The 19,203-nt window shown below is 60.4% G+C and carries 21 protein-coding genes; 4 read left to right on the top strand and 17 right to left on the bottom strand.

Features of this window, described 5'->3' with window-relative positions:
* Positions 1–65 precede the first annotated feature (65 nt).
* Complete coding sequence (hemB, locus tag VX159_RS13040; protein ID WP_371323318.1) at positions 66–1,070, top strand: porphobilinogen synthase; 1,005 nt, start codon at positions 66–68, stop codon at positions 1,068–1,070.
* A 147-nt stretch (positions 1,071–1,217) separates the two neighbouring features.
* Here hemB and slmA read toward each other — a convergent pair whose 3' ends face one another.
* From slmA to VX159_RS12965, 15 genes are all read right to left on the bottom strand, one after another.
* A complete protein-coding gene (gene slmA, locus VX159_RS13035) occupies positions 1,218–1,817 on the bottom strand; it encodes a nucleoid occlusion factor SlmA (protein WP_371323317.1) in 600 nt (199 codons plus the stop codon).
* Between the two features lie 56 nt (positions 1,818–1,873).
* Positions 1,874–2,515 carry a pyrimidine 5'-nucleotidase gene (locus VX159_RS13030; protein WP_371323316.1) on the bottom strand — a complete coding sequence of 214 codons (642 nt, stop codon included), beginning with the start codon at positions 2,513–2,515 and terminating at the stop codon, positions 1,874–1,876.
* Between the two features lie 56 nt (positions 2,516–2,571).
* Positions 2,572–3,459, bottom strand: coding sequence for an acetylglutamate kinase (gene argB / locus VX159_RS13025; protein ID WP_371323315.1), 888 nt, complete (start codon positions 3,457–3,459; stop codon positions 2,572–2,574).
* Between the two features lie 81 nt (positions 3,460–3,540).
* Positions 3,541–3,969, bottom strand: coding sequence for an Hsp20/alpha crystallin family protein (locus VX159_RS13020; protein WP_371323314.1), 429 nt, complete (start codon positions 3,967–3,969; stop codon positions 3,541–3,543).
* A 57-nt stretch (positions 3,970–4,026) separates the two neighbouring features.
* The gene (gene nudB / locus VX159_RS13015) at positions 4,027–4,500 is read right to left on the bottom strand and encodes a dihydroneopterin triphosphate diphosphatase (protein WP_371323313.1); all 474 of its coding nucleotides are present in this window, start codon (positions 4,498–4,500) and stop codon (positions 4,027–4,029) included.
* Positions 4,497–4,922, bottom strand: coding sequence for a barstar family protein (locus VX159_RS13010; RefSeq protein ID WP_371323312.1), 426 nt, complete (start codon positions 4,920–4,922; stop codon positions 4,497–4,499). The genes nudB and VX159_RS13010 overlap by 4 nt, the downstream gene beginning before the upstream one ends.
* 23 nt (positions 4,923–4,945) lie before the next feature.
* Entirely contained in the window at positions 4,946–5,374 is a 429-nt protein-coding gene (locus VX159_RS13005; protein ID WP_371323311.1) for a ribonuclease domain-containing protein, read from the bottom strand.
* 3 nt (positions 5,375–5,377) lie between these two features.
* The gene (aspS, locus tag VX159_RS13000) at positions 5,378–7,177 is read right to left on the bottom strand and encodes an aspartate--tRNA ligase (protein ID WP_371323310.1); all 1,800 of its coding nucleotides are present in this window, start codon (positions 7,175–7,177) and stop codon (positions 5,378–5,380) included.
* Between the two features lie 22 nt (positions 7,178–7,199).
* On the bottom strand, positions 7,200–7,838 hold the full coding sequence (locus tag VX159_RS12995) for a DUF502 domain-containing protein (RefSeq protein WP_371325524.1): 639 nt from the start codon (positions 7,836–7,838) through the stop codon (positions 7,200–7,202).
* Positions 7,838–8,089, bottom strand: a complete 252-nt coding sequence (locus VX159_RS12990; protein ID WP_371323309.1) for an FmdB family zinc ribbon protein — start codon at positions 8,087–8,089, stop codon at positions 7,838–7,840. The genes VX159_RS12995 and VX159_RS12990 overlap by 1 nt, the downstream gene beginning before the upstream one ends.
* Positions 8,090–8,175: 86 nt before the next feature.
* A complete protein-coding gene (locus VX159_RS12985) occupies positions 8,176–9,033 on the bottom strand; it encodes an A24 family peptidase (protein WP_371325523.1) in 858 nt (285 codons plus the stop codon).
* A complete protein-coding gene (locus VX159_RS12980; protein ID WP_371323308.1) occupies positions 9,033–10,262 on the bottom strand; it encodes a type II secretion system F family protein in 1,230 nt (409 codons plus the stop codon). Before VX159_RS12980 ends, VX159_RS12985 begins: the two co-directional genes overlap by 1 nt.
* Positions 10,263–10,277: 15 nt before the next feature.
* Positions 10,278–11,996, bottom strand: coding sequence for a type IV-A pilus assembly ATPase PilB (gene pilB, locus VX159_RS12975; protein ID WP_371323307.1), 1,719 nt, complete (start codon positions 11,994–11,996; stop codon positions 10,278–10,280).
* Positions 11,997–12,074: 78 nt separating this feature from the next.
* Positions 12,075–13,352, bottom strand: coding sequence for an HlyC/CorC family transporter (locus VX159_RS12970; protein ID WP_371323306.1), 1,278 nt, complete (start codon positions 13,350–13,352; stop codon positions 12,075–12,077).
* Positions 13,353–14,192, bottom strand: coding sequence for an inner membrane protein YpjD (locus tag VX159_RS12965; protein WP_371323305.1), 840 nt, complete (start codon positions 14,190–14,192; stop codon positions 13,353–13,355). It abuts the gene before it with no gap.
* 29 nt (positions 14,193–14,221) lie between these two features.
* On the opposite strand from VX159_RS12965, the gene ffh reads away from it, so the two are divergent.
* Positions 14,222–15,577 (top strand): signal recognition particle protein, encoded by a 1,356-nt coding sequence (gene ffh, locus VX159_RS12960; protein ID WP_371323304.1) that lies wholly within the window; start codon positions 14,222–14,224, stop codon positions 15,575–15,577.
* A gap of 123 nt (positions 15,578–15,700) precedes the next feature.
* Here ffh and VX159_RS12955 read toward each other — a convergent pair whose 3' ends face one another.
* The gene (locus tag VX159_RS12955; RefSeq protein ID WP_371323303.1) at positions 15,701–16,312 is read right to left on the bottom strand and encodes a lytic transglycosylase domain-containing protein; all 612 of its coding nucleotides are present in this window, start codon (positions 16,310–16,312) and stop codon (positions 15,701–15,703) included.
* A complete protein-coding gene (locus VX159_RS12950) occupies positions 16,300–18,030 on the bottom strand; it encodes a proline--tRNA ligase (RefSeq protein WP_371323302.1) in 1,731 nt (576 codons plus the stop codon). Before VX159_RS12950 ends, VX159_RS12955 begins: the two co-directional genes overlap by 13 nt.
* 124 nt (positions 18,031–18,154) lie before the next feature.
* On the opposite strand from VX159_RS12950, the gene VX159_RS12945 reads away from it, so the two are divergent.
* Positions 18,155–18,691, top strand: coding sequence for an RNA pyrophosphohydrolase (locus VX159_RS12945; protein WP_371323301.1), 537 nt, complete (start codon positions 18,155–18,157; stop codon positions 18,689–18,691).
* Positions 18,688–19,203 carry a CNP1-like family protein gene (locus VX159_RS12940; RefSeq protein ID WP_371323300.1) on the top strand — a complete coding sequence of 172 codons (516 nt, stop codon included), beginning with the start codon at positions 18,688–18,690 and terminating at the stop codon, positions 19,201–19,203. The genes VX159_RS12945 and VX159_RS12940 overlap by 4 nt, the downstream gene beginning before the upstream one ends.

Raw genomic sequence — 19,203 nt, 5'->3', positions numbered from 1 at the left:
GTCAAAGTCGAAAAGTTCCGGAGCGCGCATCATCTTTTTTTGGCTTGTTTAGCTGGAGGTTGTTCATGGCGGTAACCGGCGTTTTTTCTGCAACCCGCATGCGGCGCATGCGGCGCGATGATTTTTCCCGTCGCCTGATGCGCGAATCGGTGCTCACTGTCGATGATTTTATCTATCCGGTATTCGTTCTCGAGGGAGCTGGCCGGGTTGAGAAGGTGGCGTCGATGCCCGGGGTTGAGCGTCAGTCGCTGGATGTCCTGTTGCGTACTGCCGAGCGTGCAGCCAAGCTGGGTATTCCCGCCTTGGCGTTGTTTCCGGTGGTCGATGCATCGCTCAAGTCCCTGGCCGCCGAAGAAGCGTACAACCCGGAGGGGCTGGTGCCGCGCGTGGTACAGGCCTTGAAGCGGGAATTCCCCGAACTGGGGGTGATTACCGATGTCGCACTCGACCCTTACACCAGCCATGGCCAGGATGGCTTGATCGACGCCAACGGTTACGTACTCAACGACGAAACTCTGGAGGTGCTGGTCAAGCAGGCCTTGTGTCATGCCCAGGCGGGGGCCGATGTGGTTGCGCCGTCGGATATGATGGATGGCCGGATCGGGCGTATCCGTCAGGCTTTGGAAAACCAGGGGCAGATTTACACGCGGATTCTGGCCTACTCAGCCAAATATGCGTCGGCCTTCTACGGCCCGTTCCGCGATGCCGTCGGTTCGGCGGCCAATCTTGGCAAGGGCAACAAATACACCTATCAGATGGACCCGGCCAACACTGACGAAGCCTTGCGTGAAGTCGCTCTTGATCTTGAAGAGGGGGCTGACATGGTAATGGTCAAGCCGGGCATGCCGTATCTCGACATCGTTCGGCGAGTCAAGGACGAGTTCAAAGTGCCGACCTACGCTTATCAGGTCAGCGGGGAGTACGCGATGCTCAAGGCTGCTGCCCAAAACGGCTGGCTCAATGAGGAGGCCTGTGTCCTGGAAAGCCTGCTTGCCTTCAAGCGAGCAGGGGCCGACGGGATTCTCACCTACTTCGCGCTCGATGCAGCCGAGTATCTTGCCGGCCGTTAGCCGGTTAGCCGGTTAGCCGGTTAGCCGGTTAGCCGGTTAGCCGGTTAGCCGTATTTCCGGGGCGCTGCGGCGCCCCCGTTCTTTCTCAAAGTTGGCAATGACGGGCAGGCAAGCTTGCCACCAAGCGGGTTAGTCGCAGGCACGCCGCTAACGACCGGCCTGCGACAGGCAGGCGCAATACAGCATTGGCCATTGCTGCGGCCAACTAGCCAAGGGTTCGCGGGAGAAACCGCTGCGTGCGTATTGTTCCCAGCGCCCGACGGCGTAGCAGCGCAGCAGGTTGGCGAGCGCTGCAAAATCGGCTTGCTCGGCCAGAGTGCCCTGCGTTGCGGCGATGCGCAGAGCCTGCTTGAGCGCGGCCTCGAGCTTGTCGAGCAGGGCATTGATCCGCAGTTGCAGGCGTTCGTTTTCGTGTACCAGCGCATCGCCAATCAAAACCCGCGTCATGCCCCGGTTCTTCTGGGCAAAGTTGAGTAGCAGACCCAGGATGGCCTCGACCTGACGGAGGCCGTCTGGTTCTTCACCGGTGATCCGGTTGATTACGCCAAACAGGCTTTGTTCGATGAATTCGATCAGGCCGTCATACATCTGGGCCTTGCTTGCAAAGTGGCGGTAGAGCGCGGCTTCCGAGCATGCAAGGCGGGCTGCCAGGGCAGCGGTGGTGATTTTTTCGCCTTGCGGGCTTTCGAGCATACCGGCGAGGGTTTGCAGAATCTGCAGGCGGCGTTCTCCGGGTTTGCTGGCCATGTTTTCTTGTTGTACAAAATGAAGTAGCCGCAAGGATGCCGGAAAATGCCAAAAAATTATAGTCGACCGTAGCGGTGGGGTAATTCGCGGACCGAACGCAGCTTGAGGTCGACAAACGGCGACTGGCGCATTCCGGTATTGATCCAGACCGTTCGCATTCCCAGTTTCTTGGCAGTAACCAGATTTTCCAGGCTGTCCTCAACCAGGATGCAGCGGTGAGGCGTCAGTCGCTCGTTGCGGAGAACGATGTCGAAGGCGGCACGGCTCGGTTTGGGCTGAAAGCGCAGGCGCTCGACGCTATAAACGCTATCGAAATGGCGCTGCAGTCCGGTCAGCGCCAGAACCGCGTTGGCGTAAGCGGCGGGGCCGTTGGTGAACAGGATCTTGCGCCCGGGCAGGCGCTTCAGCGCGTGCAGCAAGGGCTTCTCGAAGACGATCATCCGTTCCAGGTCGGGGAAACGATGGGTTTCGTCGAGAAAATGCTGCGGGTCGGTCGCGTGATGGCGGACCAGTCCAAGCAGGGTCGCGCCGTAGCGCCGCCAGTAGTCGGCGCGCAGGCGGTCGGCAGCGTATCGGTCGAGGCCGAGATGGCGTTCGATGTACTCGCGCATGGCCCGGTTGATGTGCGGAAAAATCCGTGCCGAGGCATTGTGCAGGGTGTTGTCGAGGTCGAAGAGCCAGGTGGGGGGCGGTGACATGCTGGAAAGCGAGAAACCCGCCGGGTGGCGGGTTTCCAGTACGTGGGGGGCGAGGTTCAGTGCGACTTGATCATCGTGCCGACGCCGTGGTCGGTCAGGATTTCCAGTAGCAGCGCGTGTTCGACGCGGCCGTCGATGATGTGTACACCCTTGACGCCGTTGCGGGCGGCATCGAGCGCCGAACTGATCTTGGGCAGCATGCCGCCGGACAGCGTGCCGTCCTCGACCATGCCGTCGATTTCCTTGGGGGTGATTCCGGTCAGCAGGTTGCCGGCCTTGTCGAGCACGCCCGGGGTGTTGGTCAGCAGCACCAGCTTTTCCGCCTTGAGCACTTCGGCGATTTTACCGGCGACCACGTCGGCGTTGATGTTGTAGGTCTCGCCATCCTTGCCGACACCGATCGGGGCGATCACCGGAATGAAGGCGCCGGATTCGAGCAGGCCGATCAGCGACGGGTCGACCGAAGTGATCTCGCCGACCTGGCCGACGTCGATCAGGTCGCCCGGGTTGTCCTTGTTTTCCAGCATCAGCTTCTTGGCGCGGATGAAGTTGCCATCCTTGCCGGTGAGGCCAACGGCCTTGCCGCCGTGCTGGTTGATCAGATTGACGATGTCCTTGTTGACCTGGCCGCCGAGGACCATCTCGACCACTTCCATGGTCTCGGTGTCGGTGACGCGCATGCCCTGAATGAATTCGCCCTTCTTGCCGACGCGGGCGAGCAGGGTTTCGATCTGCGGGCCGCCGCCGTGTACCACGACGATATTGAAGCCGACCAGCTTGAGCAGCACCACGTCGCGCGCGAAGCAGTTTTTCAGGTGTTCTTCGGTCATCGCATTGCCACCGTATTTGACGACGATGGTGCGGCCGTGGAAGCGCTTGATGTAGGGCAGGGCTTCGGCCAGAACGGCGGCCTTGATGCCGGGGGCGAGGTTTTCGAGACTCATGGCGGGCTCCAAAGGAAATCGCCGCGGATTGTACAAAGAAAAAGGCCGGCGCGGGGCCGGCCGGGAAAATGAGGTGGTGATTTACTCGATCGAGAGCCGGCGTTGCGGGCTGGCGCTGCGCTTTGGCAAGGTCAGTTCGAGCACGCCGTCGGTGAAGCGGGCGCTGGCTTGGCTATCGTCGATTTCCTGGGCCAGCTGGAAGGAGCGGGATACTTTGCCGAAGTAGCGTTCACTGCGCAGAACCCGCTCGCCTTCCTTGCTTTCGCGCTCCTGCCGGACCTCGGCGCTGATTGAAACCAGTGCGCCGTCGACCGTGACGTGAATGTTTTCCTTGCGGGCGCCGGGTAGTTCGGCGTGAACCAGATAAGCATCGGCTTGTTCGCGGACGTCGAGAGTGATCGCCGGAGGTGTTGCCGGGTGTTGGTTGAATTCGACCGGGCGGACAAAAAAGCCGCGAAACAGGTCGTCGAGCGAATCGAGATGGGCGTCGTGACGCATCAGATTAGCCATGATGGCCTCCTTGGGTCGGGTTGCAATGCCTCCAATATAGGGTGGGCAAACCGAGTTTCAAGAGCGGGCTGGCTGTCCGGCGAGGGCTTCGATGGCGTAGCGGTTGCTGGCGGAAAAACAGCGGGCCGCTGCTTCCTGCCAGGGGAGCCAGCACCAGGCGCGGTGTTCGTCCGGGGCGATGCAGGGTGTCTGTTTTTCGTTGAGGCACAGCGAATAGACGTGCTCGACGTTCTCGGTCACACCGGGGGCGTAACGATGGCGCCACTGCGGGAAGATTTCGTAGCGGTTTTGCTGCTGCCAGTCCCTTAGTCCGTGTTGGCGGCAGTCGATGCCGGTTTCTTCAAGCACCTCGCGCCAGGCCGTGTGGCCCAGCGCCTCGTCGCCTTCTCGGCTGCCGGTTACCGATTGCCAGTAGCCGGGGTGGGCGGCCCGTTCGAGTAGCAAAATCTCCATTGCCGGGGTATGGATCACCACCAGCACTGAAACCGGCTGCTTGTAGCTGCTGCCGGGAGGGCCGGCTGGCGAGGTCATGCCTTCGGGGTGGGGAGCGGGTCGAGGTCGAGGCCGGGAGCGTCAAACAGCGACCACAGGCAGCGACCTTGTTCGCGCCACTCATCGGCGGCGGCCTGAAAAACGGCGATCAGGGTGTCGACCTCTTCTTCGGCAAGTGCATTGAGCGCACTGAGCTCAAGCACCAGGACGGTTTGGGGCAGCAGGTCACGGTCGCACAGGGCATCGAACAGCGCATCAAAATTGGCACCAAAATGCGCCGGGAAATTGAGGGCTTGCCCCAAGGCGCCAAGCCAGTCGGTAATGCTTGCCGCCTGGTCAGGGGCGATGCGGATCAATGGGTTGGTTGCCGCAGCCAGTTCGTCGGCAAGTGTCGTGCGACGGGTGGGAAGCAGCCGGTAGGGGCCGGCAAGTTCGGGGCGGTTGAAAAACGGGCTGGCCACAGTACGGCTCCTGGGCGCTTCGCTCAGTCGTGAATCCGGCGGAAGCTGTTGTAGTGATCGTCGGTGTAGTAAAACACGCTCGGCGGCTCGCCGCCGCTGACGATGCGGCGGGCGCCACGGCTGCGTTCGCCCGGCGTCTTGACCGTATATTCACGGTAGAAGCCGCGCGCGGCCTTGGGCAGGCGCTTTTCAAAGTTGCGGAACTCGATCCCGTCGCGGTCATAAGGGAAGGGGCCGCCGCGCAGGATCAGCGCATAGGTCTCGCGGGCTTCGCGCGGTAGTTCGGCGAGTGCCACGGTCGACCCGGAAAAAGGCGAATTTTTGCCTTTTTCGCTGTCGACCGTGTAAGTGTTGCCCTGAGCCTGGTCGCGGGCACCCACGGTGCCCGGCAAGCAGCATGCCGCCAGCGCCAGCCAGAAAGTCAGGAGCAGACGGAGTACGGCATGAGTCATGGCTTAGCCCTGGCTGATTTCGACCTGGGTTTCGACCTTCTGGCGCAGGCGGACGTGCAGTTCGCGCAGTTGCTTCTCGTCGACCGCCGACGGGGCGTCGGTGAGCAGGCACTGGGCGCGCTGGGTCTTCGGGAAGGCGATCACGTCGCGGATCGATTCGGCACCGGTCATCATGGTGACGATGCGATCCAGGCCGAAGGCCAGGCCGCCATGCGGCGGGGCACCGTACTTCAGCGCGTCGAGCAGGAAGCCGAACTTGGCCTGCTGTTCTTCCGGGCCGATATTGAGGGCAGCGAAGACCTTTTCCTGCACGTCAGCACGGTGGATACGCACCGAGCCGCCGCCCAGTTCCCAGCCGTTGAGCGCCAGGTCGTAGGCCTTGGCCAGGCACTTGCCCGGATCGGTGGCCAGGAATTCGAGATGCTCGTCCTTGGGGCTGGTGAAGGGGTGGTGGCAGGCGGTCCAGCGCTTGGATTCGTCGTCGTACTCGAACATCGGGAAGTCGATCACCCACAGCGGGGCCCACTTGGCGCCGGTGACGAAGCCCTTTTCGTGGCCGATCTTGATGCGCAGCGCGCCGAGGGCATCGCTGACGATCTTCCCCTTGTCGGCGCCGAAGAAGATCAGGTCGCCAGACTGGGCGCCGGTGCGCTCGAGCACGGTGCGCAGCGAGGCTTCGGAGAGGTTCTTGACGATCGGCGACTGCAGGCCGGTCTCGTTAACCTGGGTAACGTCGTTGACCTTGATGTAGGCCAGGCCCTTGGCGCCGTAGATGCCGACGAACTTGGTGTATTCGTCGATTTCGCCACGGGTGAGGCTGGCGCCGCCCGGGATGCGCATGGCGGCGATGCGGCCACCTTCGCTGTTGGCGACATTGGCAAAGACCTTGAAGGCGACGTCCTTGAAGGCATCGGCGACATCGACCAGTTCGAGCGTCACGCGCAGGTCCGGCTTGTCGGAACCGAAGCGGCGCATGGCTTCGGCGTAGGTCATGCGCGGGAATTCCGGCAGTTCGACGTCGATCGCTTCCTTGAAGACGCGGCGGATCAGTTGCTCCATCAGCGCGGTGATTTCGGCCTCGCTCATGAACGAGGTTTCGATATCGACCTGGGTGAATTCCGGCTGGCGGTCGGCGCGCAGGTCTTCGTCGCGGAAGCACTTGGTGATCTGGTAGTAGCGGTCGTAGCCGGCAACCATCAGCAACTGCTTGAACAGCTGCGGCGACTGCGGCAGCGCGAAGAACTGGCCAGCATGCACGCGCGACGGTACCAGGTAGTCACGGGCGCCTTCCGGGGTCGACTTGGTCAGCATCGGAGTTTCGACGTCGATGAAGCCGTTGTCGTCCAGGAAGCGGCGGAAAGCACGCGCCGTCTTGTAGCGCAGCATCAGGTTGTTCTGCATCTGTGGGCGGCGCAGATCGATGACGCGATGGGTCAGGCGGACGTTCTCGGAGAGGTTTTCCTCATCGAGCTGGAACGGGGGCGTGACCGACGGGTTCAGGACTTCGATTTCGTGGCACAGCACTTCGATTTCGCCGGAGGCCAGGTTGGCGTTGGTGGTGCCGGCCGGGCGCGGACGGACCTTGCCGGTGATCTTCAGGCAGAACTCGTTGCGGACGGATTCAGCGATCTTGAAGCTGTCGGCGCGATCCGGGTCGCAGACGACTTGGGCCAAGCCCTCGCGGTCGCGCAGGTCGATGAAGATGACGCCGCCGTGGTCGCGACGACGGTGGGCCCAGCCGCACAGGGTGACGATCTGGCCGTCGAGGGAGGCGTTGAGTTGTCCGCAGTAATGAGTACGCATGAAAAATCCGTGGGGTGCTTAATTAGGAATGTTGAGTTTGGCTATCGGTGTGGCGAGTCACGACATGGGGGCGCTTCGGAGGCGCGACGACACCCATTGAAATGACGTACTTCAGTGCTTCGTCGACGGTCATGTCGAGTTCAACCACTTCGCTGGCCGGCATCATCAGGAAGAAGCCCGAAGTCGGGTTGGGAGTGGTCGGGACATAAACGCTGACGTGGTTGCCGTGCAGGTGGTTGACGATGTCGCCGCCCGGTGTGCCGGTGAGAAAGGCGATGGTCCAGCTGCCCTGGCGCGGGTATTGAACCAGCAGGGCCTTGCGAAAGGCGTTGCCGTTGGGGGCGAACAAGGTGTCGGAAACCTGCTTGACGCTCTTGTACACCGAATTGACCACCGGAATCCGCGAAAGTAGCTTGTCCCACCAGCCGACCAGTTTTTGGCCGATGAAATTGGCGGCCAACAGACCGGTCAGGAAAATCATCGCCAGTGTCAGCAGGGCGCCGGCGCCGGGGATGCTGAAACCGAACAGATGTTGCGGGTGGATGGCCTCGGGTAACAGGCGCAATGACTGATCCAGGGTGCTGACGATGACCGATAGCACCCAGGCGGTAATCACCAGCGGCACCCAGATCAGGAGCCCGGTGATGAAGTAACGTTTGATCAGTTGGCCACGCACGACGAGCAGCTTCCTTCGCCGGTCTGGCATGGGGGCGGTGCCTTCGGGGCGGTGCCGCCCTTGAAGTCGGTAGCGTACCAGCCGCTGCCCTTGAGCTGGAAACCGGCGGCGGAGAGTTGCTTGCTATAGCTTTCCTGGCCACATTCGGGACAGGTAGTCAGTTGCGGGTCGCTGAGCTTTTGCAGATGTTCCTTCTGGAAACCGCAGGCGTCGCAGCGATATTCGTAGATCGGCATGGGAATCCTCCAAAACCTTGAATTATATAACCGAGAGTGGTCCTATGTCGGGGTGGTCGCGCTAATTTCAAGCCGGGTCGGTGGTTTCAGAGCAGGCCAAGATAGGTCCGGTTGATCTTTTCGCCCCAGAAGAGCGCGATAACACCTGCGGCTGCGAGGTAAGGGCCGAAGGGAATCGGGACATTGCGTCCGTGGCGGGCGAAGACGATCAGCCCGATCCCGACGCAGGCGCCGACCAGCGAAGAGAGCAGGACGATGGTCGGCAACATGCTCCAGCCGAGCCAGGCGCCAAGCGCCGCCAGCAGCTTGAAATCGCCATAGCCCATGCCCTCCTTGCCGGTCGCCAGCTTGAATAGCCAGAATACGCTCCAGAGCGCCAGGTAGCCAGCAACTGCGCCGATGACGGCGGCTTCGAGAGAAACGAAATGCCCATGCAGATTGATCAGCAGGCCGAGCCAGAGCAAAGGCAGGGTGATGCTGTCTGGCAGCAGCTGCGTATCGAGGTCAATCATCGTCAGCGCAACCAGGGCCCAGAGCAAGGCGAGGGCGCCGACGGTTTGCCAACTGGGGCCAAAGTGCCAGGCAGCTCCTGCCGAGAGTGCGGCGGTAAGCAGTTCGACCAGCGGGTAGCGAAGCGAAATCGACTGATGGCAAGCCGAGCAGCGGCCACGCAGCAGCAGGTAGCTGAGCAGCGGAATGTTTTCGTATGCACGAATGACGTGTCCACACGCCGGGCAGCGGGAGCGGGGGCGGGCCAGCGACAGCTTTTCCACGGTCGACTGCGGGTTTTTGCAATTTTCACCGCAAAGCTCCGCGCATTGTTCGCGCCATTCCTGCTCCATCATTTTTGGCAGGCGGTGGACCACTACATTCAGAAAGCTGCCGACGCACAAGCCTAGCAGTCCGGCGGCGGCCGCCAGGCCACCCAAGGTTTCCGGCATCATCATCCGACGACGCTCCCCATCTTGAAAATTGGCAGATACATGGCGACTACCATGCCGCCGATCAGGGTGCCGAGTATTACCATGATCATCGGTTCCATCAAGCTTGAAAGCGCCTCAACCGCATCATCGACTTCGGCCTCGAAAAAATCGGCGACTTTCGAGAGCATCGAGTCGAGAGCACCTGATTCTTCGCCAATCGCTACCATCTGGGTGACCATGTTGGGGAAGAGGTTGACGTTCTGCATGGCCTGGGTCAGGTTGGTGCCGGTCGAGACCTCGGCCTGAATCTCGCGGGTGGCGATCTTGTAAACATAATTGCCGGAGGCTCCGCCTACCGAGTCCAGTGCTTCGACCAGCGGTACGCCGGCAGCGAACATCGTGGCCAAAGTGCGCGTCCAGCGGGCAATCACCGATTTGCGGATCACCTCGCCGAAGATTGGTAGACGCAGGAACAGGCGGTCCATGACCATCTGCATTTTTTCCGAGCGTTTCCAGGTCTCGAAAAAGCTGTAGATGGCCCCCCCCATGCAGCCGAATATCAGCCACCACCACTCGACGAAGAAATCCGACATCGCAATCACGATCAGGGTTGGAGTTGGCAGGTCGGCGCCGAAACTTTTGAAGACATCTTTGAAGGCGGGGATGACGAAGATCATGATGACCGCTGTAATGATGATGGCGACAGCGATAACAGCGATCGGATAAAACAGTGCCGACTTGATTTTGCCTTTGATTGCCTGCATTTTTTCCTTGTAGGTTGCCAGGCGGTCGAGCAGGCTGTCGAGAATCCCCGCTGCTTCGCCGGCAGCGATCAGGTTGCAGAACAAATTGTCGAAATACAGCGGGTATTTGCGAAAAGCCTGCGACAGCGAACTGCCGGTCTCGACGTCGGCCTTGATGTCGAGCAGCAGTTTGCCGACGGCGGGATTGGCGTGGCCACGGCCGACGATGTCGAAGGATTGCAGCAAGGGGACGCCGGCCTTCATCATGGTCGCCAGTTGCCGGGTGAACAGGGTGATGTCCTTGTCACTGATTTTGCCGCCCGACTTGAATTTCAGTTTTTTGACGGTGGTTTTGCTGATGCCCTGGCGACGCAGGGTGGCCTGAACTACGGATTCGCTGGCGGCACGCATCTCGCCTCGCACCGACTTGCCGTCGCGGCTTTTACCTTCCCATTGGAAAATGCTTTCCTTGACTGTGGGCACTTTGGGTTTGGCTGTGGTCGCCATGCTCGGCCTTCCTGTTTAGGCGTTGGTCGTACTCAGCACTTCGTCGAGCGAAGTGACTCCCTGCTTGACTTTGAGCAAGCCTGATTCGCGCAAGTCCTTGACGCCTTCCTGCTTGGCCTGATTGGCCAGATCGATGGCGGTGGCACCGCTCATGATCAGGCGTTGCATGTCCTCGCTGATTGGCATGACTTGATAGATCCCAACCCGTCCCTTGTAGCCGGTGCCTTTGCAACGCTCGCAGCCGCCAGGTCCGTACAGGGTCCAGGAATCGTCCAATTCCTCCGGCCGGAAGCCGGCGTCGAGCAGACTCTGCTCCGGCACTTCCATCGGTTGTTTGCAGTGACACAGACGCCGCGCCAGGCGCTGGGCGGTGATCAGCAGGATGCTGGAGGCGATGTTGAAGGTCGGGATGCCCATGTTCATCAGCCGGGTCAGTGTCTGCGGCGCATCGTTGGTGTGCAGCGTCGAGAGTACCAGGTGTCCGGTCTGCGCGGCCTTGATCGCGATTTCCGCCGTTTCCAGATCGCGGATTTCGCCGACCATGATGATGTCCGGATCCTGGCGGAGGAATGCCTTCAGCGCCGAGGAAAAGGTGAGCCCGGCCTTGTCGTCGACGTTGACCTGATTGATTCCCGGTAAGTTGATTTCCGCCGGATCTTCGGCAGTGGAGATATTGACTCCAACTTTGTTCAGCAGGTTGAGGCAGGTGTACAGCGATACCGTTTTGCCCGAACCGGTCGGTCCGGTGACCAAAACCATGCCGTAGGGGCGGTTGACCGCGTCAAGCAAGGCCGCTTTTTGCTCCGGTTCGTAACCCAGGGCTTCGATGCCGAGAGTGGCTGAGCTGGGATCGAGAATCCGCAGGACTATCTTTTCGCCTTGCAGCGTGGGCAGGGTGCTGACCCGGAAATCGATGGCACGGTTTTTCGAGAGTACGAGGCGCATCCGGCCATCCTGCGGAACCCGCTTTTCAGCAATGTTGAGGCGCGAGATGACCTTGATCCGGGAGGCCAGCTTTTCCTTGATCGCCAATGGGGGGCTTGCCACTTCGCGCAAGATGCCGTCTACCCGGAAACGGATGCGGTAGTACTTTTCGTAGGGCTCGAAATGGATATCCGAGGCGCCGTCCTCAATCGCATCGAGCAGGATTTTCTGGATGAAGCGAACAATCGGTGCGTCATCGACATCCTGGTTGCTGGTATCTTCCTGTGGTTCGTTTTCGATGGCGCCATCGAGCAGGTCCAGGTTGAGGTCGTCGTTGGCTAGTGTCTTGAGTGCATCCTGAGGCGCTTCGGCGTGTTTGCCTACCAGTGGCGCCAATTTGTTGGCTTCGACTACCACCGGGTCTACGGCCAGTCCGGTCTGAAAGCGGATTTCGTCCAATGCTCTCAGATTGGTCGGGTCCGACATGGCCACCGCCAGCCGGTTCCCCCGCTTGTTGAGCGGAATCACCCGGTGACTGGCAATCAGTTTGCGATCAATCGCGTCAATCGGAATCAGCGACTCGTCGAACGCATCCAGGTCGAGTAGCGGAAAGCCAAATGTTTCGGCGATGAAGCGGGCCAAGTCGGCAGCCGGCAAACTGTGCGAGCCGAGAAATTGCTCGGCCAGGGTTTGCTTGTTGGCACTGGCTTGCTGCAGTAATTGCTCGGCTTCGGCTTCGGTCAGTTGGCCGGCCTGAACAAGGGCGCGGGCCAGGCCGCTCAGTGTGGAATGGGGTGGGGTGGCTGCCATGGAGGCCAGTAAGCAAGGGCTGCGTTGGATGTCGGCGGATGATGCTACGCAGGCGGGGCTTTGTAAAGCCGGCCCGGATTAACCCCGGGGTGGTCGAGGGCGGTAGATGCGAACGGTAACGATGCTGCGATCCTGGGTTTGCAGGATTTCCATGGTGATCCCGTTGATTTTCAGGCTCAGGTCCGCCTCGGGAATCTCCTGAAGGTGTTCAAGTATCAATCCGTTCAGTGTTTTCGGGCCTTCCAGCGTGAAATCCAACTGCAGCATCCGGTTGAGTTCGCGCAACGTCCGCGTACCTTCAACCACCACGCTCCCTTCCGGAGTCCATGCCAGTGCTTGGCCAAGGCCCGGGAGCGAGGTGGTGAACTCGCCGACCATTTCCTCGACGATATCTTCGAGGGTCAGCAAGCCGAGAATTTCGCCGTACTCGTCGACGACAAAGCCAACGCGTTGTCGTGTTTCCTGGAAGAAAGCGAGTTGGGAGAAGGCTGCCGTGCCTGCGGGGAGATAGTAGGGAGATTGCACTTGTTCGAGCAGTGCTGCCTCCGAAAACCCGGGGTCGCTCAGGCGGCCGAGCAGACGCCTGATCGGCAGAATGCCAAGCAAGCGGTCGAGCGAGCCGCGGCATACCGGCAGGCGGCTGTGGTGGCAGGTCTCGATCTGCCGGCACACTGCATCCCATGATTGGTCCAGATCAAGAATCTCGATCTGGCCGCGTGGAGTCATGATGTCTTCGACCGAGATGTTATTCAGGTCGAAGAGGCTGTTGAGGATTGCCCGGTGCTTTTGCGGCATGACATGAGAGGATTCAAGCACTAGGCTACGCAATTCCTCCGGTGACAACTGGGCCGTTTCGCTATCCGGTTCCCGCTTCAGTCTTAGTAGTCGCAGCAGCGCGCTGGCGAACAGATTGACGAACCATACTGCCGGATAAAACAGGCGGAGCAGCGGGGTCAGCAGATGACCCAGCCAAGGGGTCAGGCGGTCGCTGTAAGTGGCCCCGGCAATCTTGGGGGTGATTTCCGAGAAAACCAGGATGGCAAAGGTGACCGCCAGAGTGGCAGCGCCGAGAGCCCATTCTTCTTCGCCGAAAAGCTCGATTGCAATCAGGCTGACCAAGGTTGCCGCTGCCGAGTTGATCAGGTTGTTGCCGAGCAGGATGACGCCCAGCATCTTGTCGGTCTGGCCGAGCAGGGCCAGCGATTTTTGTGCTCCCCGATTGCCGGATTGTGCCAGATGGCGCAGGCGGAACCGGTTGCTGGCCATCATCGCGGTTTCGCTCAGCGAGAAAAACGCCGACATCGCCAGCAGGGTGGCGAGCGCCAATAATTTGGTGCTCAGGCTGATTTCGTCCAATTAGACGCGTCCAAGAATGACTTCGGCCACGAAGCGGCTGCCCACATAGGCCAGGATGAGCAAGGCAAAGCCGGCCAGCGTCCAGCGCAAGGCACGTTTGCCGCGCCAACCCCAGGCGTGGCGGCCAAGCAGCAGGGTGGCAAAAATGCCCCAGGAGGCCAGGGCAAACAGCGTCTTGTGTTCGAGCACAAAGGGTTTGCCAAAGAGACTGTCCGAGAAGAAAACACCGCTGCCGACGGTTAGCGTCAGCAGGATGAAGCCCAACGTCAGGATGCGGAAGAGCAAGGTCTCCATGACCAGCAGCGGCGGCAAGCTGGCGAGACTGCGGGTCAGATTGTGTTTGTGCAGCGCATTTTCGGTAAAGCCCATGAAAATTGCGTGCAAGGCCGACAGGGTCAGCAGGCTGTAGGCCAGCATTGCGGCCAGAAAATGCAGCTTGAAGCCCAGCGCATGCGCATGGGCCACGACGTGCACATTCGGAAACAGCACCGGTAGTGCGGTGCACAGCGCGGCCAGCGGCAGCACCATCGGTTGCATGCCTTCCATCCGGGCCATGAAGCTTTCCAGCCAATACACCAGTACAGCCAGCCACATCATCAGTGAAAGCGCGAAACTGAACGAAAAGCGCATTCCAGCATCGGAGAAAAGTGCGGCTTGCAAGCCGGCAGCGTGGATCAGCAAGGCGGCTGCGATGGCACTGCGTTCCCAGCGGCGCATCGGGCCGGCGACGGATTGTGTTTCGCTCTCTCGCCAGCGGGTGTTCCAGAAATGGAAGCCAAGTGCACCATAGAGCAGCGCGGCAAGAATGTGCGGGGCAAGGTGAATTACAATATCGGCCATTCGCAAATTCTACTAGAAGCCCAAGTCACATGCTCGACAACCTGACTCAACGTCTTGCCCGCGTCATGAAGACGCTCAAGGGCGAGGCTCGCCTGACCGAATCGAATATTGCCGATGCTTTGCGCGAGGTGCGCATGGCACTGCTGGAAGCCGACGTGGCGTTGCCAGTGGTCAAGGATTTTATTGCCGCCGTCAAGGAAAAAGCCGTTGGCGAGGAGGTTATCGGTTCCCTGTCTCCTGGCCAGGCGCTGATCGGCGTAGTGCATTCCGAACTGACCAAGGTCATGGGCGAGGCGCACGAGGGGCTCAACTTCAATACCCAGCCACCGGCGATCGTCTTGATGGCGGGTTTGCAGGGGGCGGGCAAGACCACCACCGTTGGCAAGCTCGCCAAGTTCGTCAAGGAAAACCAGAAAAAGAAGGTGCTGGTGGTTTCCTGTGACGTTTATCGACCGGCGGCGATCGAGCAGTTGAAATCGGTGGCAGCGCAAGCCGGTGTGGACTTTTTCCCGTCTGACGTCGGGCAAAAGCCGGAAGAGATCGCGCTGGCGGCAATCGACTGGGCCAAACGGCATTACCACGACCTGCTGCTGGTCGATACCGCTGGTCGTCTGGCGATTGACGAAGCGATGATGGCCGAGATCAAGCAGCTGCACGCGGCGATCAAGCCGATTGAAACCCTGTTCGTGGTCGATGCGATGCTGGGGCAGGACGCAGTCAATACTGCCAAGGCCTTCAACGAGGCGCTGCCGCTGACCGGTGTGGTGCTGACCAAGCTCGACGGCGATGCCCGGGGGGGCGCCGCACTGTCGGTGCGCCATATCACGGGCAAGCCGATCAAGTTTGCCGGGGTCGGTGAAAAGCTGACCGGGATCGAGGCTTTCCACCCCGAGCGGATGGCATCGCGCATCCTCGGTATGGGCGACGTGCTGTCGTTGATCGAAGAGGCGCGCAAGGGGATCGACGAGGAAAAGGCCGTTGCTTTTGCCAAGAAGCTGAAGGCCGGCAAGGGCTTCGATCTCAACGACTTCAAGGAACAAATTGCGCAGATGCGCAACATGGGCGGACTGACCTCGCTGATGGACAAGCTGCCGGCCCAGTTTTCGCAGATGGCCGGTCAGTTGCCGGCCGGGGCGGAGAACAAGATCGTTGGCCGCGTCGAGGGGATCATCAATTCGATGACCCCGGCCGAGCGGGCCAAGCCTGAATTGATCAAGGCCAGCCGCAAGCGTCGGATTGCCGCCGGCGCCGGGGTGCAGGTGCAGGAGGTTAACCGTCTGCTTAATCAGTTCGAACAGACGCAGAAAATGATGAAGCAGTTTTCAAAAGGCGGGATTGGCAAGCTGATGCGCGGCATGAAGGGGTTGATGCCGGGAATGCGCTGATTTTTCGGCTTGCGCTGAGTTGACCGTGGTTTTCACGGTCAACGCCGGATTGATGCAAAAAAGGCCTGCGCTTTGCGCTGGCCTTTTTTATTGTCGCTACATGACGGTTGCGAGTTATTCGAGTTAGCGGTTTTGTCCTGCTAGTCGCAGCGGCTGCCGGTAGTCCCAGTGGCTTTGCCAGGCAGCGCGAACCAGATTCGGGTATTCCGGTTTGCCGAGGCTGCCGTTGTAACGCCCCAGGGCGCGGTAGAGGTCACCTTTTTCAATATCCAGATAGTGGCGCAGGATGGTGCAGCCGTAGCGCAGGTTGGTGCGCAGGTCGAACAGGGAGTCTTCTGGTCGCCCCAGTAGCTTGAGCCAGAACGGCATGACTTGCATGTAGCCGCGGGCGCCGGCAGAAGACACCGCGTATTTCCGAAAGCCGGATTCGACCTGGATCAGCCCGAGAACCAGTTGTGGGTCGAGTCCGGCGCGGGTGGCCTCGTAGTGTACGCTGCGCAGCAGGTCGATCCGGTAGGCGCGGTCGGGAATCCGCTTTTCCAGTCGGGGCGACATCGTGGACAGCCAATCCGTGGCTTCCAGTGGTGTCCTGAATGAACTGACCGCCGGGCGGCTGTCGGACACGGCCTTGTGCAATGCGGCCTGAACGCTGGCCGACAGCGGTTCGTATTTCTGCGCCCCGGCCAGCGCGGCCGTGGCGCAGAGGTAGAGCAGCGCGGCGATCAGGCGGCGCACAGTTTCCCTTGCAGGAAGGCGAGGATTTCGCCTTGCGCGACCATGGTGGCTTCAGCATCGCTGCGGCCCTTGTATTCGAGCTGGCCTTCCTTGAGACCGCGCTCGCCGATCACCACCCGATGCGGGATGCCGATCAGTTCCATGTCGGCAAACATCACGCCGGGGCGCTCGTTGCGGTCGTCGAGCACCACGTCGATCCCGGCCTGTTTCAGGTCGGCGTAGAGCTGATCGGCCGCTGCCTTGACGGCGTCGCTCTTGAAATAACCCATCGGCACGATGCTGACCGCGAATGGCGCGATCGAGGCAGGCAGGATAATGCCGCGCTCGTCGTTGCCCTGTTCGATGGCGGCGCCGACGATGCGCGAGACACCGATGCCGTAGCAGCCCATCTCCATGATCTGGCTCTTGCCGTTCTCGTCGAGGAAGGCGCAGTTGAGGGCCTTGGCGTATTTGGTGCGCAACTGGAAAATATGGCCGACTTCGATGCCGCGGCAGATTTCCAGCTTGCCCTTGCCGTCCGGCGAAGGATCGCCGGCGACAACATTGCGAAGGTCAAACACTTCGGCTTCGGGCAGGTCGCGGCCAAAATTCACGCCGGTCAGGTGGAAGCCGGCTTCGTTGGCGCCGCAGATGAAGTCGCTCATCGCGGCCACGCTGCGGTCAGCGAATACGGCAACCTGTTCACGGTCGACGCCGACCGGACCGATAAATCCGGGGATGCAGCCAAGATATTCCTGAATCTCGCTGTCGGAGGCAAAGCGGAAGGCGCCGAGTGCGGCAATCTTGCCGGCCTTGATTTCGTTCAGTTCATGATCGCCACGCAACAGCAGTAGTGCGAATTTCTTACCGCCGTCTTCCTGTTCGCTGACCACCGCAATTGATTTAACGATATTTTGCAGGTCGACCGTGAGAAATGCGGCGACATCCGCGCAGGCAGCCTTGCCCGGGGTGGCGACCTTGTCCATGGTCTTGCCGGCGGCCGCGCGTGGCGTACCCGGTGCGACAGCCTCGGCCAGTTCCACGTTGGCAGCGTAGTCGGAGTCGGGGCAGAAGGCGATATCGTCCTCACCCGAGTCGGCGAGGACGTGGAATTCGTGCGAGCCATCGCCGCCAATCGAACCGGTGTCGGCGGCGACGGCGCGGAACTTCAGGCCGAGACGAGTGAAAATACGACTGTAGGTGGCGTACATGTTGCCGTACTCGCGCACCAGGTCCTCAAAGGAGGTGTGAAAGGAGTAGCCGTCCTTCATCAGGAACTCGCGGCCGCGCATCACGCCGAAACGGGGGCGGATTTCGTCGCGGAACTTGGTTTGAATCTGATAGAGGTGAATCGGCAGTTGGCGATAACTTTTCACGTCGCGGCGGACGACGTCGGTGATCACTTCCTCGTGCGTCGGGCCGATCACGAAGTCGCGCTGGTGGCGATCCTTGAAGCGCAGCAGTTCCGGGCCGTAAGCCGGGCCGCGGCCGGATTCCTCCCACAGCTCGAAAGGCTGCACGGCCGGCATCAGCAATTCAAGTGCACCGGCGGCATTCATTTCTTCGCGAACAATATTTTCAACCTTGCGCAGCACACGCAGGCCCAGTGGCATCCAGGTATAGATGCCAGCTGCCGAACGCTTGATGTAACCCGCGCGCAGCATCATTTTCTGGCTGATGACTTCGGCGTCGGCGGGGGCTTCCTTGAGGGTGGTAAAGAAAAACTGCGAGGTGCGCATGAGGTGCTCTTGAATTCGTTGACAAAAGGGAAATCAGGCGGTGATTTTACACCGGGTCCGTTCTTTGCATGCGGCGCCCCTTTGTGAAAGAATTGCGCCAACCAAACATTTTTGCAGGACTTTTATGCTCGACCGTGAAGGCTATCGCCCGAACGTCGGCATCATCTTGTGTAACGCGAAAAACGAGGTTTTCTGGGGCAAGCGCATACGGGAACATTCCTGGCAGTTTCCACAGGGCGGCATCAAGCGGGGCGAGTCCCCGGAAGATGCGATGTACCGCGAACTGTACGAAGAGGTCGGGCTGTTGCCCGAGCATGTGCGCATCCTCGGAAGAACCAAGGGCTGGCTGCGTTACGATGTGCCGACCCAATGGATCAAGCGCGAATGGCGCGGTTCCTACAAGGGGCAGAAGCAGATCTGGTTTTTGCTGCGCCTGGTGGGAAGGGATAATGACGTCTGCTTGCGAGCGACCAACAAGCCGGAATTCGATGCCTGGCGCTGGAATGATTACTGGGTGCCGCTCGATGCCGTGATCGAATTCAAGCGTGGGGTGTATCAGCAAGCCTTGAACGAATTGGTTCGCTTTCTCGGGCAGGACCGACGGCACGTGGCGGTAGAGCGTCAGGCTTCTCCGCAGGAAGGGCAGGGAGGTCTCGAATGAAATTGCGCAGCCTGTTAGGCATGCTTCTGTGTCTGGCTTTGTCCCCGGTCTGGGCTGAGGATGACGACGATGAACTCAAGCCTTGGCAGGAACTGGAGGCCAGTCTGCCTGCTTTCCCCAAGGCTGAGGATTTGCTCCCTTTTGTCGTCAGTGCGGCAACCAGCAACCGATTTTTGGTTGATGCCCGTAGCCTGAGTGTCGATGGGGATGGGGTCGTGCGGTACGTTCTGGTCGTCGAGACGGCAGGGGGCGCGCGTAACGTGACGTTTGAGGGAATGCGCTGCGAGACTCGGGAGCGCAGGCTGTATGCCTCAGGACGAGCGGACGCTAGCTGGTCATTGTCGCGTAACCGGCGCTGGGAGCCAATTCGCGATGCGGTCGCCAATCGTCACTACGCAGCTTTGTTTAGCGAGTATTTTTGTCCGATTGGCGTGCAAGTCAGAAATGCTGCTGAGGCACTGACGGCGCTACGGCGTGGAGTGCACCCCCTGAACGAGCGCATCGGTAATTGA

The sequence above is a fragment of the Dechloromonas sp. ZY10 genome, assembly GCF_041378895.1.
Taxonomy (GTDB): domain Bacteria; phylum Pseudomonadota; class Gammaproteobacteria; order Burkholderiales; family Rhodocyclaceae; genus Azonexus; species Azonexus aquae.
This window is presented reverse-complemented; position numbering and strand designations above follow the sequence as displayed.

Coding starts and splice junctions, on each gene's coding strand:
- hemB (WP_371323318.1), top strand. CDS start 66: ATGGCGGTAACCGGCGTTTTTTCTGCAACCCGCATGCGGCGCATGCGG.
- VX159_RS13030 (WP_371323316.1), bottom strand. CDS start 2,515: ATGTCACCGCCCCCCACCTGGCTCTTCGACCTCGACAACACCCTGCAC.
- VX159_RS12940 (WP_371323300.1), top strand. CDS start 18,688: ATGAAATTGCGCAGCCTGTTAGGCATGCTTCTGTGTCTGGCTTTGTCC.
- VX159_RS13005 (WP_371323311.1), bottom strand. CDS start 5,374: ATGACTCATGCCGTACTCCGTCTGCTCCTGACTTTCTGGCTGGCGCTG.
- VX159_RS12980 (WP_371323308.1), bottom strand. CDS start 10,262: ATGGCGACCACAGCCAAACCCAAAGTGCCCACAGTCAAGGAAAGCATT.
- VX159_RS12950 (WP_371323302.1), bottom strand. CDS start 18,030: ATGCGCACCTCGCAGTTTTTCTTTACCACCCTCAAGGAAGCCCCCGCC.
- VX159_RS12965 (WP_371323305.1), bottom strand. CDS start 14,192: ATGGCCGATATTGTAATTCACCTTGCCCCGCACATTCTTGCCGCGCTG.
- VX159_RS12985 (WP_371325523.1), bottom strand. CDS start 9,033: ATGATGCCGGAAACCTTGGGTGGCCTGGCGGCCGCCGCCGGACTGCTA.
- nudB (WP_371323313.1), bottom strand. CDS start 4,500: ATGACCTCGCCAGCCGGCCCTCCCGGCAGCAGCTACAAGCAGCCGGTT.
- VX159_RS12990 (WP_371323309.1), bottom strand. CDS start 8,089: ATGCCGATCTACGAATATCGCTGCGACGCCTGCGGTTTCCAGAAGGAA.
- aspS (WP_371323310.1), bottom strand. CDS start 7,177: ATGCGTACTCATTACTGCGGACAACTCAACGCCTCCCTCGACGGCCAG.
- pilB (WP_371323307.1), bottom strand. CDS start 11,996: ATGGCAGCCACCCCACCCCATTCCACACTGAGCGGCCTGGCCCGCGCC.
- slmA (WP_371323317.1), bottom strand. CDS start 1,817: ATGGCCAGCAAACCCGGAGAACGCCGCCTGCAGATTCTGCAAACCCTC.
- VX159_RS13020 (WP_371323314.1), bottom strand. CDS start 3,969: ATGGCTAATCTGATGCGTCACGACGCCCATCTCGATTCGCTCGACGAC.
- ffh (WP_371323304.1), top strand. CDS start 14,222: ATGCTCGACAACCTGACTCAACGTCTTGCCCGCGTCATGAAGACGCTC.
- argB (WP_371323315.1), bottom strand. CDS start 3,459: ATGAGTCTCGAAAACCTCGCCCCCGGCATCAAGGCCGCCGTTCTGGCC.
- VX159_RS12945 (WP_371323301.1), top strand. CDS start 18,155: ATGCTCGACCGTGAAGGCTATCGCCCGAACGTCGGCATCATCTTGTGT.